This is a genomic window from Salipaludibacillus sp. HK11, assembly GCF_047795645.1.
Lineage (GTDB): Bacteria > Bacillota > Bacilli > Bacillales > Salisediminibacteriaceae > Salipaludibacillus.
Window position 1 is genome coordinate 1,146,339 of sequence record NZ_CP181045.1, and the last position, 20,723, is coordinate 1,167,061.

A 20,723-nucleotide genomic window follows, 5' to 3' on the forward strand; every position below is an offset into this window, starting at 1 on the left:
TAATCTTTCTATATTCATTTAGAACAATAAGGCATATAATTTAAAGGTGTGAAAAAATGGAAGATATAAAGAAAATATTAACACTATTTAACAAACGAGAAAAAAAGAAATTACTATTGTTATTTTTTATGATGATTATTGCTGCTATTTTTGAGACTGTTGGAATTGGATTAATTGTTCCTTTTGTAAATATTATTACAAGCCCTGAAGTAATTCAGGAACAAGCTATTTTATACTATTTATATAATACATTTAATTTTAAATCGACAACTGCATTTCTAATATTTGCAGTCATCATGTTATTATTAGTATTTGTTATAAAGAATCTTTATTTACTTTTATTTCACTACGCACAATATCGAGTTATTTTAAATCAACAAGTTAAACTATCAAAAAATCTTCTGAGAGAATACTTAATAAAACCATATACGTTTCATCTTCAGAGAAATACTGCTGATTTATTACGTAATGTGAATGAAGAAGTATCAAAGGTATTTCAAGGCATGATTATGTCCAGTTTTCAGTTATTTACAGAAGTTTTGGTAATAGCGTGCATTTCAATATTATTATTCGTTACTCAACCAATTGCAACGTTAACAGCTTCGGTCTTATTAGGCGGTAGTGTTTTTTTATTTTTTAAAGTTTTCCGCAAAAAAATCAGTACTCTAGGTGAAGAACAACAAAAAGTTAGCGGAACAATGATAAAGTGGGTCAATCAAGGACTCGGAGCAAGTAAGGAAGTGAAAGTTTCAGGAAAAGAAAGTTTTTTTGTAAATGCGTACACAAAACAGAGTCAAATTAAAGCCAATAACAGTCGTTATATGAAGATGTTAGAGCAAGTTCCGCGCTTGTTTATAGAGACGTTATTGGTTTCCATTGTTCTTTTGACGATGCTTATTATTATGCTTCAAGGACAAACAACGGCACAAATCGTTGCTACTATGGCACTTTTTGCTATGGCAGCTTTTCGTTTAATGCCTTCTATTACTCGTGTAGTAGCGATGGTAACTACTATTCGATACAATCGTCCTGCCTTATCTGTCATTTATGATGACTTAATCAAGAATGCATCTAATGAAAAATTATCCCAAAAGAATACTACTATTATTAATAAAGGAAAGCTAACATTCAATAGTACTATAAAGCTAGAAAAAGTCTCTTTTCGTTATCCAAATCAAGAAGAAGAAGCTATCAAAAACGTCACAATAACAATCCCTATAGGGCAATCTGTTGCTTTTGTGGGAGAGTCTGGAGCAGGAAAAACAACCATAGTTGATATTATTCTAGGGTTATTAAACCCGGAAAAAGGGAGTGTTTCAGTTGATGGAAAACCCTTAATCGATCAACAAGCTGTATGGCAGCAAAAAATTGGGTATATTCCACAATCTATTTTCCTATCAGATGATACGATACGTGGTAATGTAGCATTTGGAATTGAAGATTCGAAAATCGAGGAAGATGAAGTTTGGAGAGCGTTAGAACAGGCGCAACTAAAAGAGTTCATAAAATCTTTACCTGGTCAGTTAGAAACAACAGTAGGCGAGCGAGGAGTTAGATTATCCGGAGGACAACGACAAAGAATAGGAATTGCCCGTGCGCTTTACCATAATCCAGAAATTCTTTTCATGGACGAAGCAACTTCCGCATTAGATAATGAAACGGAAAAAGAAATTATGAAAGCTATTGACGGACTAAAAGGTGAAAAGACATTAATTATTATTGCACATAGATTAAGTACAATAGAAAACTGTGATATTGTATTTAAGATAAATAAAGCTAAATTAGTTGCGATTGACAATAAAACTAAAAAAACAGTAATTTGATAAGGAGTGAGTTGGAAATGAATTATAAAAGTTATCACGACTTAGAAGAATTGATAAAAAATAATGTTTCCTTACTCCAATCGAGTGACTATGACTTGATAGTAGGAATTCCTAGGAGTGGCATGATAGCAGCTTACATGATTGCTAATTATCTAAATAAAGATTGTTGTGATATAGGAGTGCTAACAAGTAATTCAACATTTGAGACCACACGATATCCTAAAGGTAATTCAAATTATCCTAGTGATGCCAAAAATATTTTAATTGTTGATGATTGTATAGCTAGCGGGAACTCTCTTTCTAATTCTCTAAATAGCCTCAGGGAGTTTGATAATGTAAAGATCACTACTCTTTGTATATATTCTTCTGAGAAAGTGAGAAACGATGTGGATTTATTTTTTGAGTATCTTCCATCACCAAGGATCTTTGAATGGCATATCTATCATTGTGTCATAACGAAAAAATCATGTTTTAATATTGATGGTGTTTTGTGTATGAGCCCAACCACAAAGCAAAAAAATGATGATGAAAAATACTTGGAATTTTTGCTAAATACTTCTCCATTATTTATACCTTCAGAAAAAATCAACTATATTATAACCAGCCGTCCCGAGAAATATCGTAATGAAACAGAAACATGGTTAAAAAATAATGGTGTTCAATATGATTCCCTTATTATGTTTAAAAAGAGATTTGATAAAGGGTGTCCAAATTTTATAGAAGAAGTAAATTATAAAGCTAGAGTTTATAAAAAATCAAAACAAGAGCTTTTATATGAAGAAGACAGAAATCAGGCAGTAATGATCCATAGGAGGACAAAAAAACCTGTTTTTTGTGTTGGAACAAATGAAATGTTTTCTAAAGGAATTCTAATTTCAGCCATCTATGGTTCAAGATACTCAAAAAATCTTATAACAGATTTTTCGAAAGAAAAATTACAAAAAATACCTATATTTTATTCTACTATGAGAGCTGTTTACCGAATAATAAATAATATTAATAAGCCTAGTAAAAAGTCGTTAAATAGATAACGAAGCTGCAGAACAAAATAAAAGGGGAGGGACTTATATGAACTACAGAGGATATAGTGATATGAGCAAATTAATTAGGAAAAATATATCATTTCTTCAATCGAAAAATTTTGATTTAATTGTTGGTATCCCAAGAAGTGGAATGATACCAGCAAATATGATTGCACATCACTTAAATAAAGATTGTTGTGATATAACAACTTTTCATAATAATTACAATCTAGAATCAGAACACATCTTAAATTCTAGTAATTACAGTGAATTTTCTTATGATGCAAAAAATGTCCTTATTGTAGACGATTGTATAGCCAGTGGGAAATCATTATCAAAATCACTACAACAGTTATCGAAGAGCCGAGATTATAATTTAACGACATTGTGTATTTATTCTACAAAGACGGAAAGGGAAGATGTTGATCTAGTTTTGGAACCTTTGCCTGGAATAGGCATTTTTGAATGGAATATATACCATCAAAAAATTGTTGAAGTATCTTGTATTACTATTGATGGAGTCTTATGTTCTAATCCAACTGAAAAGGATGCTAATGATAATGATAAATATTTAGATTTTATTTTGAATGCTCCTCCGATATTTATACCCTCTGGAAAGGTAAACATACTTGTAACTAGTAGATTGGAAAAATACCGAAGGCAAACAGAGGCGTGGTTAAAAAAATACAATGTAGAGTATGATTCCTTAATAATGTTAGAACAACCCTCCAATAAATTTGGACACAAAGAAATACTAGTTAATCATAAAGTTGCCACTTATAAAAAATCAGGAAATGAACTATTTTTTGAAAGCAATCGAGAACAATCTATAGAAATTCATATACGAACAAAAATGCCTGTTTATTGTGTTGAAACCAATGAAATGTTCTCTAAAAATAAGTATATCTCAGCTCTATACGGATCAAAAGCTGCAAAAATATATTTGCTTGAGAACTTTAGAGATAAGATTACAAAGCTTCCAAAACCAATCTATTATTCTTTAAGAAGTGTTTACCGGATGATTAGCTAGCTACTTATATATTATTTTGTTTACTAAATAAATGGAGGTAAATCTATGAACTACAGGAAATATTCCGATTTAAGAGAATTAATAAATATATATATATCAATAATTCAATCAAAAGACTTTGATTTAATTGTGGGGGCTTCACGAAATGGTATGATCCCTGCTTATATGGTTGCTTTATATTTGAATAAAAATTGTTGCGATCTTGATTCATTTATGAATAATAGAGCTTTAAAAACAGGTATTACTCGGAAAGCTAAAGGCGACTTGAAGTATCCAAAAGAAGCTACAAACATTCTTTTTTTAGAAGACTATATAGATAGTTCCAATTTTCTATCTAACTCTATAAAGGAGTTTTCTAATCTGGAAGAATCTAATGTAACAACACTTGCAATTTATGCTTCTGAAAAAGCTATAAATGAAGTTGATATAATTTTTGAATGTGTTTCTGGAAAAATTTCCTTTGAATGGAATATATTTAATCAACAATATACTGAAAGCTCCTGTTTTGATATTGATGGAGTTTTATGCATTGATCCTACTTTGGAACAAGACGATGATGGTGAGAAATATAAAAAATTTCTTCTTAATGCGCCATCTTTGTTTAAACCATCAGGTAAAGTAAATTATTTAGTTACAAGTCGACTTAAAAAATATCGATCAGAGACAGAATTGTGGTTGAAAAAAAACAAAATTCAATATGGTGATTTAATAATGCTAGATCTTGGTTCGAAAGAAGAAAGACAAAAATTAGGGATAAATGCAAATCATAAGGCAGAAGCTTATGTAAAGTCAGAGCAGCATTTATTTTTTGAAAGTAGTCGTACAGAAGCAAAAAAGATTTATGAACTAACAAAAAAACCAGTCTATTGTGTTGACACAAATGAAATGTTTTCTAATGAAATGATGAAGTCAAAGGTTAATCATAATAAAGAACTACCTCCTAAACATTCAAAAAGATCATTATATATAATAAAAATACTCGATAAACTGCCTAAACCTTTTTATAATTCTTTGAGAGCTGTTTATCGTTTCTTTGCTTATTAGAAAAGAGTGAAAATGAAACAATATAAAATAAATTATGTATAAATTTGAGTATTATTAAATTTAGATAGATTCAAACTTGTTAGAAGACAAGTCTATTTTTTATGCAATTAATTAAATATTCCTTTTTCAACAAATTTAAATGATTCTAAGTGCTGACTAAAAAGTAACGACTCAGCTATTCGTGAGCGTCGAAAGTATTGCTGATAATTTTTCGAATAAATAAAATCATTCTAATAATGTCGATATACTCGCTCGTTATTTTAATCTCACTTCTCATCTCAAATGAATGTTTTACCATAAAGAGTCTCTGATGCTTGTTCTTGGCTTGTCTGAAAGTTAACTCCTTTTATTCCAGAGGAAACAAGTCAATGGTTCTCTACGAAGGTAATAAGCTTAGGGCTAATTACAAATGCGTTTGAGGGGTGGGAGATATGAGAAAACACTTTTATGATAATGGTAAGGTTATATGGGGATAATATTTCATGTGTCACTTGTATTAAGTAGGCCGTGGATTATAAATTGCAAATGGAAACCAATTTAATCCAACACTTCTTATTTACAATGAATATATAAATTTATTTTGAATGCTTCTTTTTCTTTTTATTACAGGGTATTTCTTAGCCTATGCAATTGAAAAATATAATTTTTAGGACTTTACATTTAACAGATTCACAAGGTTAGGTATTCCTTTACTATCAACATTTTTGACTATTTATGTACTAGAAATATATTTTTCAAAGGTGTTATTTGATGGAACACATATACTGCAAGGATTTATTAGTGTTTTGTTGCCTTGAAATCAAAGTTTCTCACTATCTTATTTATGGTTCATTTATTATGTATTAATTATTTCGTTTGCTAGGGTTTTTAATGGTATTTATGTCATCAACTTTTACTATATATTGCAAAGATTTCCTCTTAATTAGAAATACAAAAATTGGTATGTATTTGTTTACTGGAAGGGAAATTAGAATTTGAAATTATATATGGAACGGGATTAGAAAATAAGTTTAAATAAGTGGAATTGTTTTGTGAACAACCGAGAGGATACCTGACAATTTGGCAGTTCGAAATTATTCAATGTTAATAATATCACATATAAATGTAAGAAGATGAAACATTATTATATATTGCAATTGTGGCATTGAAGTTTCTAATATTGGCATAGGTGGTGTTTTAATGAAATATGGAAAGCTAGCTACATCTCATCTCGACTGAGAATACTTTTAATGAAATTAGATTTTCATTAAGAGTTTTTTAATTTAAAATTAATCAGAAATTAACACGAAGGAGGTGTATAGATGTTAAAAAGAATGATGGATATCTTTCTATCCTTGATTATGCTCGTAATATTCTCGCCATTGATGTTATTCGTTGCTTTGATTATTAAGATTAAAATAGGATCTCCTGTTTTTTTTAAACAGGAAAGACCAGGGTACGTAGGTAAACCTTTTACTCTCATGAAATTTAGGACAATGACAATGGAAAAAGATCAAGATGGACAATTACTGGACGATAATGGCAGGGCAACGAAGGTTGGCAATCTGATAAGGTCTTTAAGTATGGATGAATTACCGCAACTGCTCAATGTTATCAAAGGCGATATAAGTCTTATAGGACCGCGGCCATTATTAATGGAATACTTACCTTTATATTCCAAAGAACAATCTAGACGACACGAAGTCAGACCCGGTATAACCGGCTGGGCTCAGGTTAATGGGAGAAATGGAATTACATGGGAAGAAAAATTTAATTATGATCTCTATTATGTAGACAATCAGTCATTTCTATTTGATTTAAAAATTATTTTTATGACAATCAAGACCGTCTTTATAAAAGAAGGAATCCAGGACAAAGGGCATTTTAGTAAGGAGCCGTTTAAAGGGAATACGAAATATGATTCGTTAAAAACAAACTTCAAATAGAGAACTAATCGATGTTAATAAATATTCATTATCGAAAAACAACTCAATATCATAATTGAGTTGTTTTTTAGTTATTTTAATTACGACATTAATAGAAAGTTAATAGAAAGTAAAGGTGGATATAAATGTATAATAATCAAATTATTAATAGCTAGGATACTTCTCAACTATTCATTAAATTATAAACATTCTATTTTAATATGTAGTGAAACAATTAATATGGGAGGGTATTATGAAAATCTTAGTTACTGGTGGCGCGGGTTATATTGGCAGTCATACGTGCGTGGAACTTCTTAATTCGGGTTATGACGTTATCATTGTCGATAATTTTTCAAACAGTCACCCGAAAGTATTAAACAGGATCGAGACAATAACAGGAAAACCGTTTAAATTCTATCATTCAGATATACTCAATGAAAAGGAAATGCGATTCATCTTTTTAAACGAACAAGTTGACGCTGTTATTCATTTTGCTGGGTTAAAAGCTGTTGGTGAGTCAGTAGAGAATCCAATTAGTTATTATCACAATAATTTAATGAGTACGATTGTTTTATTAAAGTTAATGAAGGATTTTAATGTAACTAACTTTGTTTTTAGTTCTTCAGCAACTGTTTACGGTGATCAACAAACTGTTCCTTTAAAAGAAAAGTTACCACTTCAAGCAACGAACCCTTACGGCCGTTCAAAGCTTATGATCGAAGAGATGTTAGGGGACGTTCATATTTCCAATCCCGAGATGAGCATAGCTTTGTTAAGGTATTTCAACCCGATCGGTGCTCACGAAAGTGGTCTAATTGGAGAAAATCCAAATGGTACACCGAACAATCTTGTCCCTTATATTACTCAAGTAGCTGTTGGTAAGTTGGACTATCTTAAAATTTTCGGTGCGGATTATTCAACACTTGATGGGACTGGTATAAGGGATTATATTCACGTTGTTGATTTGGCGTTGGGTCATATAAAGGCACTAGAAAGAAATTCTCAACAGAATGGTATTGAAGCTTATAATCTTGGTACTGGAAATGGATCAAGTGTATTAGAAATGTTGAACACTTTTATACAAGTCATCGGTCGAGATATTCCCTATAAAATCAAAGATCGTCGTTCTGGAGATATCGCTGTAAGTTACGCTGATCCTTCGAAAGCGAATCAATTATTAAACTGGAAAGCTTCCCGTGATGTTTTATCTATGTGTGAAGACTCATGGCGATGGCAATCCATGAATCCTAATGGCTATGAGCAATCGAAGAATATCGAGGTTAGCAAGTAAAGAAAGGTTCCAACATAGACTTTATTATGTTTCAGTCGATCTAGATTTATTTGTAAAATATATAATTAACAGGGAAAATAATTCTCTTAAAAGAGGGAGGTCAAGTAAACGAACATTTTAGTAAGCGACCCGTTTAAAGGTGATGTCAATTGATAAACATTTTAGTAAAGCAGCTCTATTACATGGCGTTGCTTTTTTAATATCTCTTTTTTCTCTCTAACAGAAAGAAAATGGAAAGTTGGGGTGGACGTGAAAACAAAGAAAATATGTATTGTGACTACGACTTCTGAAACGATTAACTGCTTTTTATTAAGCCAAGCAGGATTTTTATCTCAAAATGGATATGACGTTACGATCGTTTGCAACGATGACCCCATATTGAAGAGCATGATTCCAAGTGAAGTTACCTACTTCCCTGTAAAAATGAAACGTGGTATCGATGGTATTGGCTCTTTGGTTAGTATATATAAGTTGTATTATTTATTCAAAATAGATAAATTTGATATCGTTCAATACTCAACACCTAACGCCTCAATGTATGCATCAATTGCTTCTTTTCTAGCACAGACACCTATTCGACTTTACTGTCAGTGGGGCATTCGTTACGTTGGTTTTCAAGGTCTGAAAAGAAAAATATTTAAGCGCTTAGAAAAATTTGTTTGCAATCTATCCACTTACATCGAACCTGATAGTAAGGGGAATTTATTATTCAGTCATCAAGAGGGTCTTTATAAAGAAAATAAGAGTAAAGTAGTTTGGAATGGGAGTGCAAATGGAGTGGATTTAAATAAATTTGATGTATCAAGTAAGCAAAAATGGAGGGGAATCATTCGAAAAAAATATTATGTATCAGCTGTTGATTTTGTGGTAGGTTTTGTCGGAAGAATAGATAAAGATAAAGGAATTAACGAACTTTTATCAGCCTTTAAAGTCATATCAGCAAAGTACACCAATATAAAGTTATTCATTATAGGTTCCAAGGATCTTGATGAAGGTATAAATGAGGATTTATTTTCATGGTCATTTAGTTCTGACGCAGTTATCTATTGTGGATATACAAAAAATGTTGAGTATTATCTCGCAGCTTTGGATTTATTTATTCTACCAAGTTATCGGGAAGGTTTTGGATCTGGTGTAATCGAAGCGGAAGCAATGGGAGTTCCAGTAATTGTAAGTGATATTCCTGGACCAACTGATGCAATGCAAAAAGGAATAACTGGTCTTGTCATCCCTAAAGGTTCTTCTGATCACATTGTCAAAGCTATAGAAACGTGCTTTAAAAGTCCGACAATGTTATCTGAGATGAGTAAAAACGCTATTTTATTTGCGGACAATAAATTCGATCAAGATGTGCTTTGGAAATATATTTTAGAGGATAGAAATGAACTTTATAGAAGGTTCATCTCTACTAAGAAGGAGAAACCTTATGTCAAATACTCATCCTAAAGTATCAATCATCATGGGCATTTATAATTGTTCTTCTACTCTAAAAGAGAGTATTGAATCACTAATAGTTCAAACGTACACAAATTGGGAATTAATTATGTGTGATGATGGTTCAACTGACAAGACTTATTCGATTGCAAAAAGTTATGAAAATAAATTTAATAATATCAAGGTATTGAAAAACAATAAAAATTATGGGCTAGCTTTTACTCTCAATAGATGTATAAAAGTAGCAAAAGGAAAATACATCGCTCGACAAGATGGAGATGATAGATCTACACCGACTAGATTAGAAAAAGAAGTGAAGTTGCTCGATAGTTGGAGCAAGTACGATATTGTTAGTACGAGCATGGCATTTTTTGATGAAAATGGGTATTGGGGCAAAGTCATTTCTAAAGAGATGCCTCAACCAAATGATCTAATTCAACAAACACCTTTTTGCCATGCCCCTTGTATGATTCGTAAGAAAGCTTTATTAGATGTGAAAGGATATCAAGATTCCAGAAAGCTTTTGAGAGTGGAAGATTATGACTTAATGTTTAGATTGTATGCTAACGGATCGCGAGGGTTTAATATTCAAGAAGTTTTATATGAAGTAAGAGATGATCGTCAAGCGATTAAAAGAAGAAAATTCACATTAAGAATCAATGAAGCATATACTCGTTTTTCTGGGTATAAACGGTTAAAACTACCATTACGTTCTTATATATACGTACTACGTCCAATTATTATTGGATTACTACCTAGATATTTTTATAAGCAAATTCGTAGAAAGATATACCGTAATGTAAAAATTAGAGCATAAACTATTTTACATGAATGATTGTCGTTGTAAATAATCTAACTTATATCGGAGTGCATATGATGAAAATAATTTCACGGTTACTTTTAGGAATTACCTTAATAATTTCACTCATTATTTTCTACACTTTATGGGATAACCTACGAATCACTGTAGCAGAAGAAACTATATATATTGACGATTTACCTAAAGATTTGCAAGGGTATACTATTTTACAAATCTCAGATCTACATGAAAAAAAGTTCGGCAAGAATCAAAGAAGATTGATTAATAAAGTAAATAAACAAGAATATGATTCGATTGTATTTACTGGAGATATGTTAGATGATGAAAATAGTAAAAACTATAAACCTACTTATGATCTGTTGGAGGGAATAGAGAATTTGGATAATGCATTATTTGTTCCCGGTAACACAGATCCAGAAAATACGTACATGGGACCAACGTACTCTAGAGAAAAACATGAATTTATAAAGGGCATGGGTGAGAGGGGAGTTAAAAAACTAGATTCAGTTTATACGATAACTAGAGGTGATGCAAAAATACATTTTGTTGAATTTGCTTTATCCCTTATAGATAAAGAAATGGAATTAAAAAAATTACAAGAAAATTCCTCAGAGCTCAATGAAGACGATCAATATTTACAAACTCTTTATAAAGAGATAAGTGTAATTGATAAGTTAACTGATCAGGAATTACTAATTTCACTGTATCATTATCCATTACCTGATGTAAGGATAGACATCCATAAAAATGATGAATCGATCATATTTCGAGACTATGACCTACACATTGCAGGCCATTATCACGGAGGACAAATAAGGATCCCTTTTTATGGTGCGGTGATTGTCCCTGAAGCCTATTATGATAACTATGGACTGTTCCCACCTCGAGACAGAGTGGATGGCTTATGGGAATATGATGGACTAAAGCAATATGTAAGTACTGGGTTGGGGAGTAGCAAAGCTGTTGGTTTTTTGAACTTTCGCTTATTTAACACACCAGAGATAAATTTATTAACTCTTGAAAAGAATCCTGAATAAATCTCACTAATTTGCATAAGTTTCTCCGTGTATTGATGCTAAGCTATTGATACGCGGACGATTTTGTTGTATGTTTTACTCTATATAGTATAAATGTTTTATATGATTATCTTTTTGGAAATGATTAAAAAAGAGAAAGGAGGTATCTATGCCTAAAACGAAGTGGTTTTTATTTTTGTACAGTGTTGTATTAATATTAATTGCAATCAATTTGGCGACACAAGTTCCGTTTATATTTCATCCGATTAAAGTCGCTTTCAGCACGCTAGCTCCAATTTTAATTATTGGAGGAATTCTCTATTACATATTAAGGCCTTTGGTTCGACTCATTGGTAAGAAAGTTCCGAATGCACTGTCTATTGTTATTATATTCATGACATTTGCAGGGATCGTAGCTGGTTTTGTTACATTTGTGGGGCCGATTCTTTATGCTCAACTTAGCGGATTTGTTGAAAATATTCCTAGATACATTGAGGATATGGAAGTTTGGTTGAACAGTTTCTTGGAAAATCAATGGGTAAGTAGAATGATGGAGGAAGATGCAGTTCAAAATTTTGATCCTGCTGTGATAACCGAAAATTTCTCTGAGATTCTTTCGAACATGGGTGGAAACCTTCTACAGTTTTTCGGTATGTTAGTAAATGTTGTCTTGCTGATCGTTGTTCTACCGTTTGTTTTATTTTTTCTATTAAAAGATGCCAATAAACTTCCAGATAGTATTCTTCGTTTTCTTCCTGAAGATCAGGTGGACGAGGGTAAAAATATTATGAATGATTTAGACGGAACGTTAAGTGCTTACATCCAAGGACAGGCGATCGTCAGTGTGTGTGTAGGGATACTATCCCTAGTTGCCTATTTGATAATCGGTGTGGAATATGCGCTTATATTAGCTTTAATCGCAATGTTCACTAATTTAATACCTTTTGTTGGTCCTTTTATCGGGACGATTCCCGCTGTGTTCGTTGCATTTTTTACTGATCCGATATTAGCACTGTGGGTAATCATTGCAATTGTTGTGATTCAGCAGATTGAAAGTAACTTAATATCACCAAACGTCATGGGTCAAAAATTAAATATTCATCCGTTAACTATTATTTTAATTTTGCTTCTTGCTGGGAATCTTGCTGGTTTAGTTGGGTTAATTCTCGCGATTCCATTTTATGCGGTATCGAAAGTAATTGTACAAAATATATATAGATTATTGCGGTTGCGGTATCCACAGTTGAGATAGCAGAATCGAAAAAAGGCCGGGAAGTTCAAATTTGAACTTCCCGGCCTTTTGTTATTGTATTTGAAGTAATGCTTTTGCGCGATCAACTTGTTCTGAAGTGGGAGATTCGACCCCTTCGAGTGGGTAAGCGATCCCAAGTTCTTTCCACTTGTAGACTCCCATTTTATGATAAGGAAGAATTTCAATTTTTTCAACGTTTTCTAAAGTTGAAATAAAAGACGACAAATCTGTTAAATCTTTCTCATCATCAGAAACACCTGGGACAAGTACATGGCGTATCCAAACAGGAACCTTATCATCAGATAGTTTTTTTGCAAAATCGAGAATATGCTTATTTGAAACGCCAGTTAATTTACGATGTTTTTCGTCGTCTATGTGTTTTAAATCAACTAAAAATAAATCAGTGTAAGAAATAAGTTCATCAAGTTTTGTTACAAAAGACGGACTTGACGAATAACATCCACCTGAACTGTCTATCGTCGTGTGAATACCGAGTTTTTTACATTCTTTAAATAATTCAATAAGAAAATCTAGTTGAAGAAGTGGTTCGCCACCACTTACAGTTACACCACCGTTGGAATGTTTCATGTAAGGTGTATATTTCTGAATATCTTCAATTAAAGATTTAACACTTCTCAATTCACCAGCATCACGATCCCATGAATCGGGATTATGACAGTATTGGCATCGTAAAAGACACCCTTGCGTGAAGATGACATAACGGATTCCCGGTCCGTCTACCATACCTGATGTTTCTACAGAATGAATTCTTCCTTCCATAAGATGACCCCCTAAGAACTAGAAAGCATCGGCAGGATAACTGCTGATGCTTTCCTGAGAAATTTATATCTTTCTATCTGAATGATACGTTTTACATTGATTCGTGGAACGTTCGATTAATAACATCGATTTGTTGTTCACGAGTTAATTTTATAAAGTTTACAGCATATCCCGAAACGCGAATCGTCAATTGTGGATATTCTTCAGGATGCTCCATTGCGTTTAATAATGTTTCACGATTAAATACATTGATATTTAAATGATGACCTTCTTTTTCAGAGTACCCGTCGAGGATTGCAGATAGATTAGCTTTTTGTACATCCTCTTCTTTTCCTAGTGCTTTAGGTACGATCGAGAATGTATTGGAAATGCCATCTAGTGAATTCCCATATGGCATTTTTGCAACGGAATTTAATGAAGCAAGTGCTCCTTTTTTATCTCTTCCGTGAAGTGGGTTAGCACCAGGTGCAAATGGTTCGCCATCTTTACGTCCATCAGGAGTATTTCCAGTTTTCTTTCCGTAAACGACGTTGGAAGTAATCGTTAGAATCGACATCGTTGTCTCTGCATTTCGGTGAGTACCGTGTTGTTTGAGCATATTAGAAAATTTAATAACTAAATCTTTAGCGAGCTCATCAACGCGATCGTCATCATTGCCGTACTGTGGATATTCTCCTTCTACTTCATAGTCTACAGCAAGCCCGTCTGCATCGCGAATAACTTTTACTTTAGAGTGTTTAATGGCACTTAATGAGTCAGCTGCCACGGAGAGACCAGCGATACCTGTAGCCATCGTACGACGTATTTCTTTATCGTGCAGGGCCATTTCAATTTTTTCATAACTATATTTGTCATGCATGAAGTGAATGATATTAAGTGTATTGATGTAGAGTCCTGCAAGCCATTCTAACACAGCATCGTAGTTGCTCATTACTTCATCGTAATCAAGATAATCTGATGTGATTGGAGTAATACCAGGAACGACATTGACCTTCGCTTTTTCATCAACACCACCGTTTATTGCATAAAGTAAAGCTTTTGCAACGTTTGCTCTTGCTCCGAAAAATTGCATTTGTTTTCCGATTGCCATTGCCGACACACAACAAGCAATTCCATAATCATCACCATATTCTGGTCTCATGATTTCGTCATTCTCATATTGTATTGCACTAGTTTCAATCGACATTTTCGAGCAATAATGCTTGAATGTTACTGGTAATGAAGGAGACCATAGTACAGTTAAGTTTGGCTCAGGAGCGGGTCCTAGATTTTTTAAAGTATGAAGGAAACGGAATGAGTTTTTAGTTACTAGTGCACGACCGTCCTGGCCAACGCCACCGATAGATTCTGTTACCCATGTTGGGTCTCCACTGAATAAATCATTGTATTCAGGCGTTCTGGCAAATTTAACTAAGCGAAGTTTCATTACAAAATGATCAACTATTTCTTGAGCTTCAACTTCAGTTAAAGTACCATTTGCTAAATCTCTTTCAATATAGATGTCAAGGAACGTAGAAACTCGCCCTAAACTCATAGCTGCACCGTTTTGTTCTTTTACTGCAGCCAAATATCCAAGATACAACCATTGGAATGCTTCTGTTGCATTCATAGCTGGTTCAGAAATATCAAATCCATATATAGTACCTAATTGTTTTAAGTCTTTAAGCGCTCGAATTTGCTCGGAAGTCTCTTCTCTAGAACGAATCACTTCTTCTGTCATTGCCCCAGAGAAGCTGTTTAATTCGTCTTGCTTTCCTTTAATGAGAAAATCAACACCATAAAGTGCAATACGTCGATAGTCACCAATGATTCGTCCACGACCATAAGCATCTGGAAGACCTGTAATAATACCAACTTTTCTAGCTAATTTCATTTCAGGAGTATAAGCGTCATATACGCCTTGATTATGAGTCTTGGCAAAATCACTGAAAATTTTCTCAACGTCTGCGTCTAGTTCGTAACCGTAAGACTCCAAAGCCGCTTTCGCCATGCGGATCCCACCAAAAGGTTGCATGGATCTCTTGAAAGGTACATCTGTTTGAACACCAACAATTTTTTCTTTTGACTGATCAAGGTATCCAGCATTATGAGAAGTAATAGTAGATACGATTTTTGTATCTAAATCATATACTCCACCTCTTTCACGTTCTTGTGTAGTAAGGTCCATTACTTGCTTCCAAAGATCATTTGTAGCTTCTGTTGCGTTCTCGAGAAAACTCTCGTCACCATTATAAAGAGAGTAGTTGGTTTGAATGAAATCACGAACGTTGATTTCATTATTCCAAAGTCCACTGTTGAAGTTAAACCATGCCGGGTGACTTACATTCTCAATTGTCTTACTCATAATTAACGCCTCCATATAGTTTTAGTTGTAAAACGTGCCATGTCAGACTGATATATTAGTGAATTAAATCACATTTTTAATGTACCTTAAGTATAAAAGTAAAAATGGCTTACAACAATAGCTAAATGTGACACTTTCATGAAAACTAGAACAGAGATCAAATATTTATGTAACAGTTATAATTTTTTAAGAGGTTATTAGTTAGTTTCCCAGTTTAATAAGGTTAAGTTAGATTATTTTACATAAGTGATTTTTCAAATTTTGCTACACTAAAGTGTAACAGATAGATAATGGCTGATTTTAAATGAGCTTATACTAGCTAAAATCTACCTCTAAATAAGTATATAAAGCTGAATCTTTATCATTGTTCAATCGTATATTCTATGTAAAGAAAATTGAATTAATACGATCAAAAGGGGAGAGGTTTATGGATCACTTTAATAAAGATAGCTATTTTGAGCAGCGTGATCAACTAATCAAGCGGCTTCCTGAACCTGAAAAATCAGTCTTTCGTTATTTTCGTGAAGTTGAGGAATCGAATCTTCGTCAGTATGGAAGGTTAACAGTCCATCAGAGAACTCCTATAATGATAACTGCAGAACATTTTATGATGACAGAAGAGGAGACGAAACAAATTTGTTTGTCTGCATCTAATAAATTGAAAGTTCTTTTTAGGAACAAATGGGAGAACTAATAATTCTTGAATTATTCATAAAGCACTAAGATGTGAATATAAAAGGGATCAAAAAAACAATTACTCACACAATTTTTACAGAAAACACTCGATCGACTAAAAGCGAACTCTTTCCGTGCCCAACGCTTTCAGTCTTTCGTTATCGTTCCGAATCAACGAGGCATTCGGAACGTTGGCGGAGTCGAAATTGAAAAACGCTCCGAATCAATGAGGGATTCGGAACGATCGAGGAATCTAAATTGGAAAACGCTCCGAATCAACGAGGGATTCGGACCGTTCGCGGAGTCGAAATTGAAAAACGCTCCGAATCAATGAGGTATTCAGACAGTTCGTTGATTCGAAATTGAAAAACGTTCCGAATCAACGAGGGATTCGGAACGATCGAAGAATCTAAATTGAAAAACGCTCCGAATCAACGGGGCATAACGGGGCACTCGGAACGTTCGAGGAATATAAATTGAAAAACGTTCCGAATCAGCAAGGGATTCGCAATCTTCTCTTTATAACACTCGAGTTTTAGACAGAATACACTCTAAAATTGATCTCAAAATAAATAAAAAATAAATGGCCTTCAAAAAAATGAAGGCCTGCTTTCTGTTACACAGCAGAAGAAAATATCTTATGCCGGATTATATGATGGACTTTCTGCGATTCTTCTGGTGTTAAAGAAACTAGAGGTAATCGAACAGATCCAACTTTAATTGAACACATTTCTAAAGCTGCTTTTACTGGTGACGGGCTAGGAGCACTAAACATGACGTCCATTACTGGTAAAAGTTGACGATGAAGTTGTGCTGCATACTTTACATGACCATTTTCATGTGCTGTAATCATGTCCTTCATCTCGTTACCGATAATATGAGATGACACGGAAACAGCGCCATTCCCACCGATAGATAAAATAGGCAATGTCAAGCTATCATCCCCACTGTAAAGAGTGAAATCATCAGACGTTTTATCAATAATTTCTGACATAGCGTCTAAATCACCGCTTGCTTCTTTAATAGATACGATATTTTTAATTTCTGATAGTCGGATAACTGTAGCAGGGAGCAAAGTGACTGAACTTCTGCCAGGTACGTTATACAACATAACTGGAAGCGGAGTCGCTGCGGCAATAGCTTTGAAATGCGCATACATACCTTCTTGGCTTGGTTTATTATAATAAGGTGTTGCGAGCATGACACCATCGACACCGGCTCTTGTAGCCAACTCAGTTAACTCAATAGCTGCTCTCGTACTATTTGTTCCTGTTCCTGCAATGACTGGACCTCTTCCGTCAACTACTTCAACAGTGAATTCGTAAAGAGATACTTTCTCTTGAATACTTAAAGTAGGAGATTCACCTGTTGTTCCTGCTACGACAATTCCATCAGAACCATTAGCTAATAAATGTTGGATTAATTCTTTCGTTGCTGGAAAATCGATATTGCCATCTTGATCAAAAGGGGTGACCATGGCAGTTAAAATATGTCCGAAATTCATGTGAAGCACCTCTATTCAAATTATTTCCGCCTTAAACGGATGAAGTTCTTGAATAGAGCTAAATCGCTTGTACAACCGTTATTACAAAATATAAAAAGCAGCAACGAGGGTCTCGTTGCTGCTAGAATAGTGTAATTAAACGGTAATCCAGCGTGAGATAGCCCTCCATACAGTCTATTGACTATACGACAGTCCTGCATTTATTCAATAACAGACCCAACAACAAATGTTTGAGCCATTCGTTGTTTCGGCAAAAATCCCTTTTCATGGCTATCAACAGAGCTCATACTCCTCAAGTCATGTACTAATGATTTCTGCACCTCTACTCACTTCAAATATATTGAAGTAAATGATATGAACTTTGAACTAACCATAACAAACTTTTTCTTTATATGCAACATAAAATATAAACATGATTTGTAAAGGAACTGTTATATCGTAAATATAAGTTTCAAAATAGAACACCTTCGTTGAGTGCGGGTGATTTTTACTGTAATATGAAAACTAAGAATTAAGTTATTGTGAGACTTCTTTATTAAATGGTGGGTCATAATAATCCAATTGTTTCTAGTTAGCTAGATTAAGGAATTGTTTTTCAGAACGGTTATAGATGTTATAAAGGAGTTCACCGAAGAGATGCCTAAAAAAATGATCGTTAAAATTATTGCTTTTTTGTTTGTTGTGAGTTTAATGCTCTATATAAATTACGTACATATTGATCTTCATCCTGAACGGATTCAATTAACTATATTATCTTTTGGAATATGGGCACCACTAATATTTATTGCAATATTTAGTCTAAGACCTTTTGTACTCTTTCCTGCCTCGATTTTAGGGGTTGTTGGAGGCTTATCTTTTGGACCAATAATTGGCCCAATTGTAACGTATGTTGGTTCAGTATCTGGCGCTATTATATCTTTTCTTGCCGTGCGTTATTTAGGGAGAAATATTAGACGAAAAAAATGGACGGGAAGAGGCGAAACCATTCAAAAAAAAATCGAAGAGAAGGGATTTTTCTATGTTTTCGCCTTGCGAGTAATTCCGGTGATTAATTTTGATTTAGTTAGCTACTTATCAGCGCTCTCGAGAATTAGTTTTAAGAAATATATTTTTGCTACGATGATCGGTATAATTCCTGGAACTTTAGCCTTTAACTTTTTGGGGGCATCTTTTGTAGAATTAAGTCCACTAATGTTTATTATTACCGGTACGATGTTTGTCGTTGCTTTTTTAGTTCCATTGATAATAAAAAAGATATTAAAAAAGAAGAAAAATATTGATTTAGATTTCCTTTCAGATAAAGAAACTTAAAATTGTTCTGTTATAAGTTTAATGAATTTAGATGAGACTATTAAATGAAATGGCATTATCAGCGGAGTTGTAACTATAATATATGCATGCTTGGAGTGATGTGCAATGCGATTTAGAATCCCCAAAGTACTTCTTATGATAAAGGTATGGTCAATGTTGAGGAGATATTTAAGAAGAAAACGAAGATGATGATTAATTTTCAATAAAGTAGAAGGAATGGTTGAGAAAAATGACCATTCCTTTATTCTTACATGAAGTAATATGTCAATTATGAACTGACTTAGCTATGACATGATGATGGAGATCTTCTAACAAATCGTGGATTGCTAATAATTCATAGAATAAAATAACCTTTCCACTTAATTGATGATCGTACTCAACTTGGTTGTGGACCGCGGAGGGCCTTGAACGAGAAAATTCATAGCGCAGATGGTTGTTTAATTCATCAATAAACTGAAAATAACTATCTCGAATAGGTAAGTCTAGATGAGTAAGCAATAATCCAAATTCGCTTTCAGCCCTTTTCAATAAGATTTGTTCATATTCAGTAAATGAGAGGTTTTTCGGTAAATATTGAAGGTTACCAAAATGTAAGACGGCTCTATGAAGAAATTGAGTCGTTTGTTTTTCTATTGAAAAACGCCGATATTTTTTTATCTTAAAGCGGTGATACCGAAGTTCTTTTCGTTGAAATTGGAGAAGTTGATCTGTCGTAGCGATGTTCCGTTTCAAATTCTCATAAGTTCCCATGTTCTTATAATGATGGTCACGGATAGATGTAAGACGCTGAAAAGATTCGTTCAGTGTTTTTTTAATTTGTTCGATGTGTTGTTGGTTCCTTAGCTCGATATTGTCCAAGTAGTCTGCAGGTAAAATAAGGACATTTACTAACGTAGAAACGGTAATACCGATCGAAGTTGTTCCTAATCGGATCAGAAAAGAAAGTAATAAATAATTTTGTAAATCAGGAATCATAGCAACGGATGTTAATGTAGCCACTAGCGTACCTTCGTATAATTTAAACTTTTGACAAAGTATAATGGTACAAGTGGCTGCAATTGTATAGGTCAGCGGACTTTCACCTAAGAAATAAACCGATCCAGCTGCAAGTGCAGCTCCTATTGCTGATGCAGGAAAACGCACAAGTCCCTTTCTGATCGAGTCATGGGTCGTCGGTTCAATCGTGACGATTGCCGTAATGACAGCGAATATGGCAGGGAGGTCGAATGCTAAGCAGATCATTGATGTTATAAAAACAGCAATTCCTGTTTTTAAAATGCGACTTCCAATTAAGGTGTTTTTGCGTAACTTAGTTTTCAAATTCATTTTGAACTCACTCCGTTTAAACGTTAAGTGTAGCTACTTTAATTATGTAACTTTGTCTTTTGTATGATAGTCCTATTGATTATAACATGATCAATTAATATATAATCTGAATTATTTATTGGAACACTATTGTGAAAACTAGATTTT

General features: G+C 33.5%; 16 protein-coding genes and 1 riboswitch. Of the genes, 12 read left to right on the forward strand and 4 right to left on the reverse strand.

The features are described from left to right. Positions 1-56 precede the first annotated feature (56 nt). The 10 genes from ACM26V_RS05810 to ACM26V_RS05855 all read left to right on the forward strand — a co-directional run bounded on the left by ACM26V_RS05810 (position 57) and on the right by ACM26V_RS05855 (position 12,636). A complete protein-coding gene (locus ACM26V_RS05810; protein ID WP_416150486.1) occupies positions 57-1,823 on the forward strand; it encodes an ABC transporter ATP-binding protein in 1,767 nt (588 codons plus the stop codon). Between the two features lie 17 nt (positions 1,824-1,840). Next, positions 1,841-2,854, forward strand: coding sequence for a phosphoribosyltransferase family protein (locus ACM26V_RS05815; RefSeq protein WP_416150487.1), 1,014 nt, complete (start codon positions 1,841-1,843; stop codon positions 2,852-2,854). Between the two features lie 37 nt (positions 2,855-2,891). Continuing rightward, on the forward strand, positions 2,892-3,875 hold the full coding sequence (locus ACM26V_RS05820; RefSeq protein WP_416150488.1) for a phosphoribosyltransferase family protein: 984 nt from the start codon (positions 2,892-2,894) through the stop codon (positions 3,873-3,875). A gap of 45 nt (positions 3,876-3,920) precedes the next feature. Continuing rightward, entirely contained in the window at positions 3,921-4,919 is a 999-nt protein-coding gene (locus ACM26V_RS05825; protein ID WP_416150489.1) for a hypothetical protein, read from the forward strand. Between the two features lie 1,301 nt (positions 4,920-6,220). Then, on the forward strand, positions 6,221-6,844 hold the full coding sequence (locus ACM26V_RS05830) for a sugar transferase (RefSeq protein WP_416150490.1): 624 nt from the start codon (positions 6,221-6,223) through the stop codon (positions 6,842-6,844). A 232-nt stretch (positions 6,845-7,076) separates the two neighbouring features. Next, on the forward strand, positions 7,077-8,114 hold the full coding sequence (galE, locus tag ACM26V_RS05835; RefSeq protein WP_416150491.1) for a UDP-glucose 4-epimerase GalE: 1,038 nt from the start codon (positions 7,077-7,079) through the stop codon (positions 8,112-8,114). Between the two features lie 249 nt (positions 8,115-8,363). Then, entirely contained in the window at positions 8,364-9,560 is a 1,197-nt protein-coding gene (locus ACM26V_RS05840; RefSeq protein WP_416150492.1) for a glycosyltransferase, read from the forward strand. Continuing rightward, entirely contained in the window at positions 9,541-10,365 is an 825-nt protein-coding gene (locus tag ACM26V_RS05845) for a glycosyltransferase family 2 protein (RefSeq protein ID WP_416150493.1), read from the forward strand. Before ACM26V_RS05840 ends, ACM26V_RS05845 begins: the two co-directional genes overlap by 20 nt. A gap of 56 nt (positions 10,366-10,421) precedes the next feature. Beyond that, entirely contained in the window at positions 10,422-11,405 is a 984-nt protein-coding gene (locus ACM26V_RS05850; protein ID WP_416150494.1) for a metallophosphoesterase, read from the forward strand. A gap of 148 nt (positions 11,406-11,553) precedes the next feature. Continuing rightward, entirely contained in the window at positions 11,554-12,636 is a 1,083-nt protein-coding gene (locus ACM26V_RS05855) for an AI-2E family transporter (protein WP_416150495.1), read from the forward strand. 51 nt (positions 12,637-12,687) lie between these two features. Here ACM26V_RS05855 and pflA read toward each other — a convergent pair whose 3' ends face one another. Then, complete coding sequence (gene pflA / locus ACM26V_RS05860) at positions 12,688-13,416, reverse strand: pyruvate formate-lyase-activating protein (RefSeq protein ID WP_416150496.1); 729 nt, start codon at positions 13,414-13,416, stop codon at positions 12,688-12,690. 91 nt (positions 13,417-13,507) lie between these two features. Then, a complete protein-coding gene (pflB, locus tag ACM26V_RS05865) occupies positions 13,508-15,760 on the reverse strand; it encodes a formate C-acetyltransferase (protein WP_416150497.1) in 2,253 nt (750 codons plus the stop codon). Positions 15,761-16,187: 427 nt separating this feature from the next. Between pflB and ACM26V_RS05870 the strand changes: the two genes are divergently transcribed. Further along, on the forward strand, positions 16,188-16,454 hold the full coding sequence (locus ACM26V_RS05870) for a hypothetical protein (protein WP_416150498.1): 267 nt from the start codon (positions 16,188-16,190) through the stop codon (positions 16,452-16,454). A 597-nt stretch (positions 16,455-17,051) separates the two neighbouring features. Here ACM26V_RS05870 and dapA read toward each other — a convergent pair. After that, on the reverse strand, positions 17,052-17,939 hold the full coding sequence (gene dapA, locus ACM26V_RS05875; RefSeq protein WP_416150499.1) for a 4-hydroxy-tetrahydrodipicolinate synthase: 888 nt from the start codon (positions 17,937-17,939) through the stop codon (positions 17,052-17,054). Positions 17,940-18,089: 150 nt separating this feature from the next. Next, a riboswitch (Lysine riboswitch) is annotated at positions 18,090-18,272 on the reverse strand. A gap of 303 nt (positions 18,273-18,575) precedes the next feature. On the opposite strand from dapA, the gene ACM26V_RS05880 reads away from it, so the two are divergent. Beyond that, positions 18,576-19,250, forward strand: a complete 675-nt coding sequence (locus ACM26V_RS05880; RefSeq protein WP_416150500.1) for a TVP38/TMEM64 family protein — start codon at positions 18,576-18,578, stop codon at positions 19,248-19,250. Between the two features lie 264 nt (positions 19,251-19,514). Here the strand turns inward: ACM26V_RS05880 and ACM26V_RS05885 are convergent, their stop codons facing one another. Next, positions 19,515-20,576: an FUSC family protein gene (locus ACM26V_RS05885; RefSeq protein WP_416150501.1), complete on the reverse strand. Its 1,062-nt coding sequence runs from the start codon at positions 20,574-20,576 to the stop codon at positions 19,515-19,517. Positions 20,577-20,723 lie beyond the last annotated feature (147 nt).

Bases quoted from the DNA above. Each gene is read 5' to 3' on its own strand.
- pflB (WP_416150497.1), bottom strand. From the start codon at position 15,760: ATGAGTAAGACAATTGAGAATGTAAGTCACCCGGCATGGTTTAACTTC.
- pflA (WP_416150496.1), bottom strand. From the start codon at position 13,416: ATGGAAGGAAGAATTCATTCTGTAGAAACATCAGGTATGGTAGACGGA.
- ACM26V_RS05885 (WP_416150501.1), bottom strand. From the start codon at position 20,576: ATGAATTTGAAAACTAAGTTACGCAAAAACACCTTAATTGGAAGTCGC.
- galE (WP_416150491.1), top strand. From the start codon at position 7,077: ATGAAAATCTTAGTTACTGGTGGCGCGGGTTATATTGGCAGTCATACG.
- ACM26V_RS05830 (WP_416150490.1), top strand. From the start codon at position 6,221: ATGTTAAAAAGAATGATGGATATCTTTCTATCCTTGATTATGCTCGTA.
- ACM26V_RS05855 (WP_416150495.1), top strand. From the start codon at position 11,554: ATGCCTAAAACGAAGTGGTTTTTATTTTTGTACAGTGTTGTATTAATA.
- ACM26V_RS05880 (WP_416150500.1), top strand. From the start codon at position 18,576: ATGCCTAAAAAAATGATCGTTAAAATTATTGCTTTTTTGTTTGTTGTG.
- ACM26V_RS05825 (WP_416150489.1), top strand. From the start codon at position 3,921: ATGAACTACAGGAAATATTCCGATTTAAGAGAATTAATAAATATATAT.
- ACM26V_RS05810 (WP_416150486.1), top strand. From the start codon at position 57: ATGGAAGATATAAAGAAAATATTAACACTATTTAACAAACGAGAAAAA.
- ACM26V_RS05820 (WP_416150488.1), top strand. From the start codon at position 2,892: ATGAACTACAGAGGATATAGTGATATGAGCAAATTAATTAGGAAAAAT.
- ACM26V_RS05870 (WP_416150498.1), top strand. From the start codon at position 16,188: ATGGATCACTTTAATAAAGATAGCTATTTTGAGCAGCGTGATCAACTA.
- ACM26V_RS05850 (WP_416150494.1), top strand. From the start codon at position 10,422: ATGATGAAAATAATTTCACGGTTACTTTTAGGAATTACCTTAATAATT.
- dapA (WP_416150499.1), bottom strand. From the start codon at position 17,939: ATGAATTTCGGACATATTTTAACTGCCATGGTCACCCCTTTTGATCAA.
- ACM26V_RS05815 (WP_416150487.1), top strand. From the start codon at position 1,841: ATGAATTATAAAAGTTATCACGACTTAGAAGAATTGATAAAAAATAAT.
- ACM26V_RS05845 (WP_416150493.1), top strand. From the start codon at position 9,541: ATGTCAAATACTCATCCTAAAGTATCAATCATCATGGGCATTTATAAT.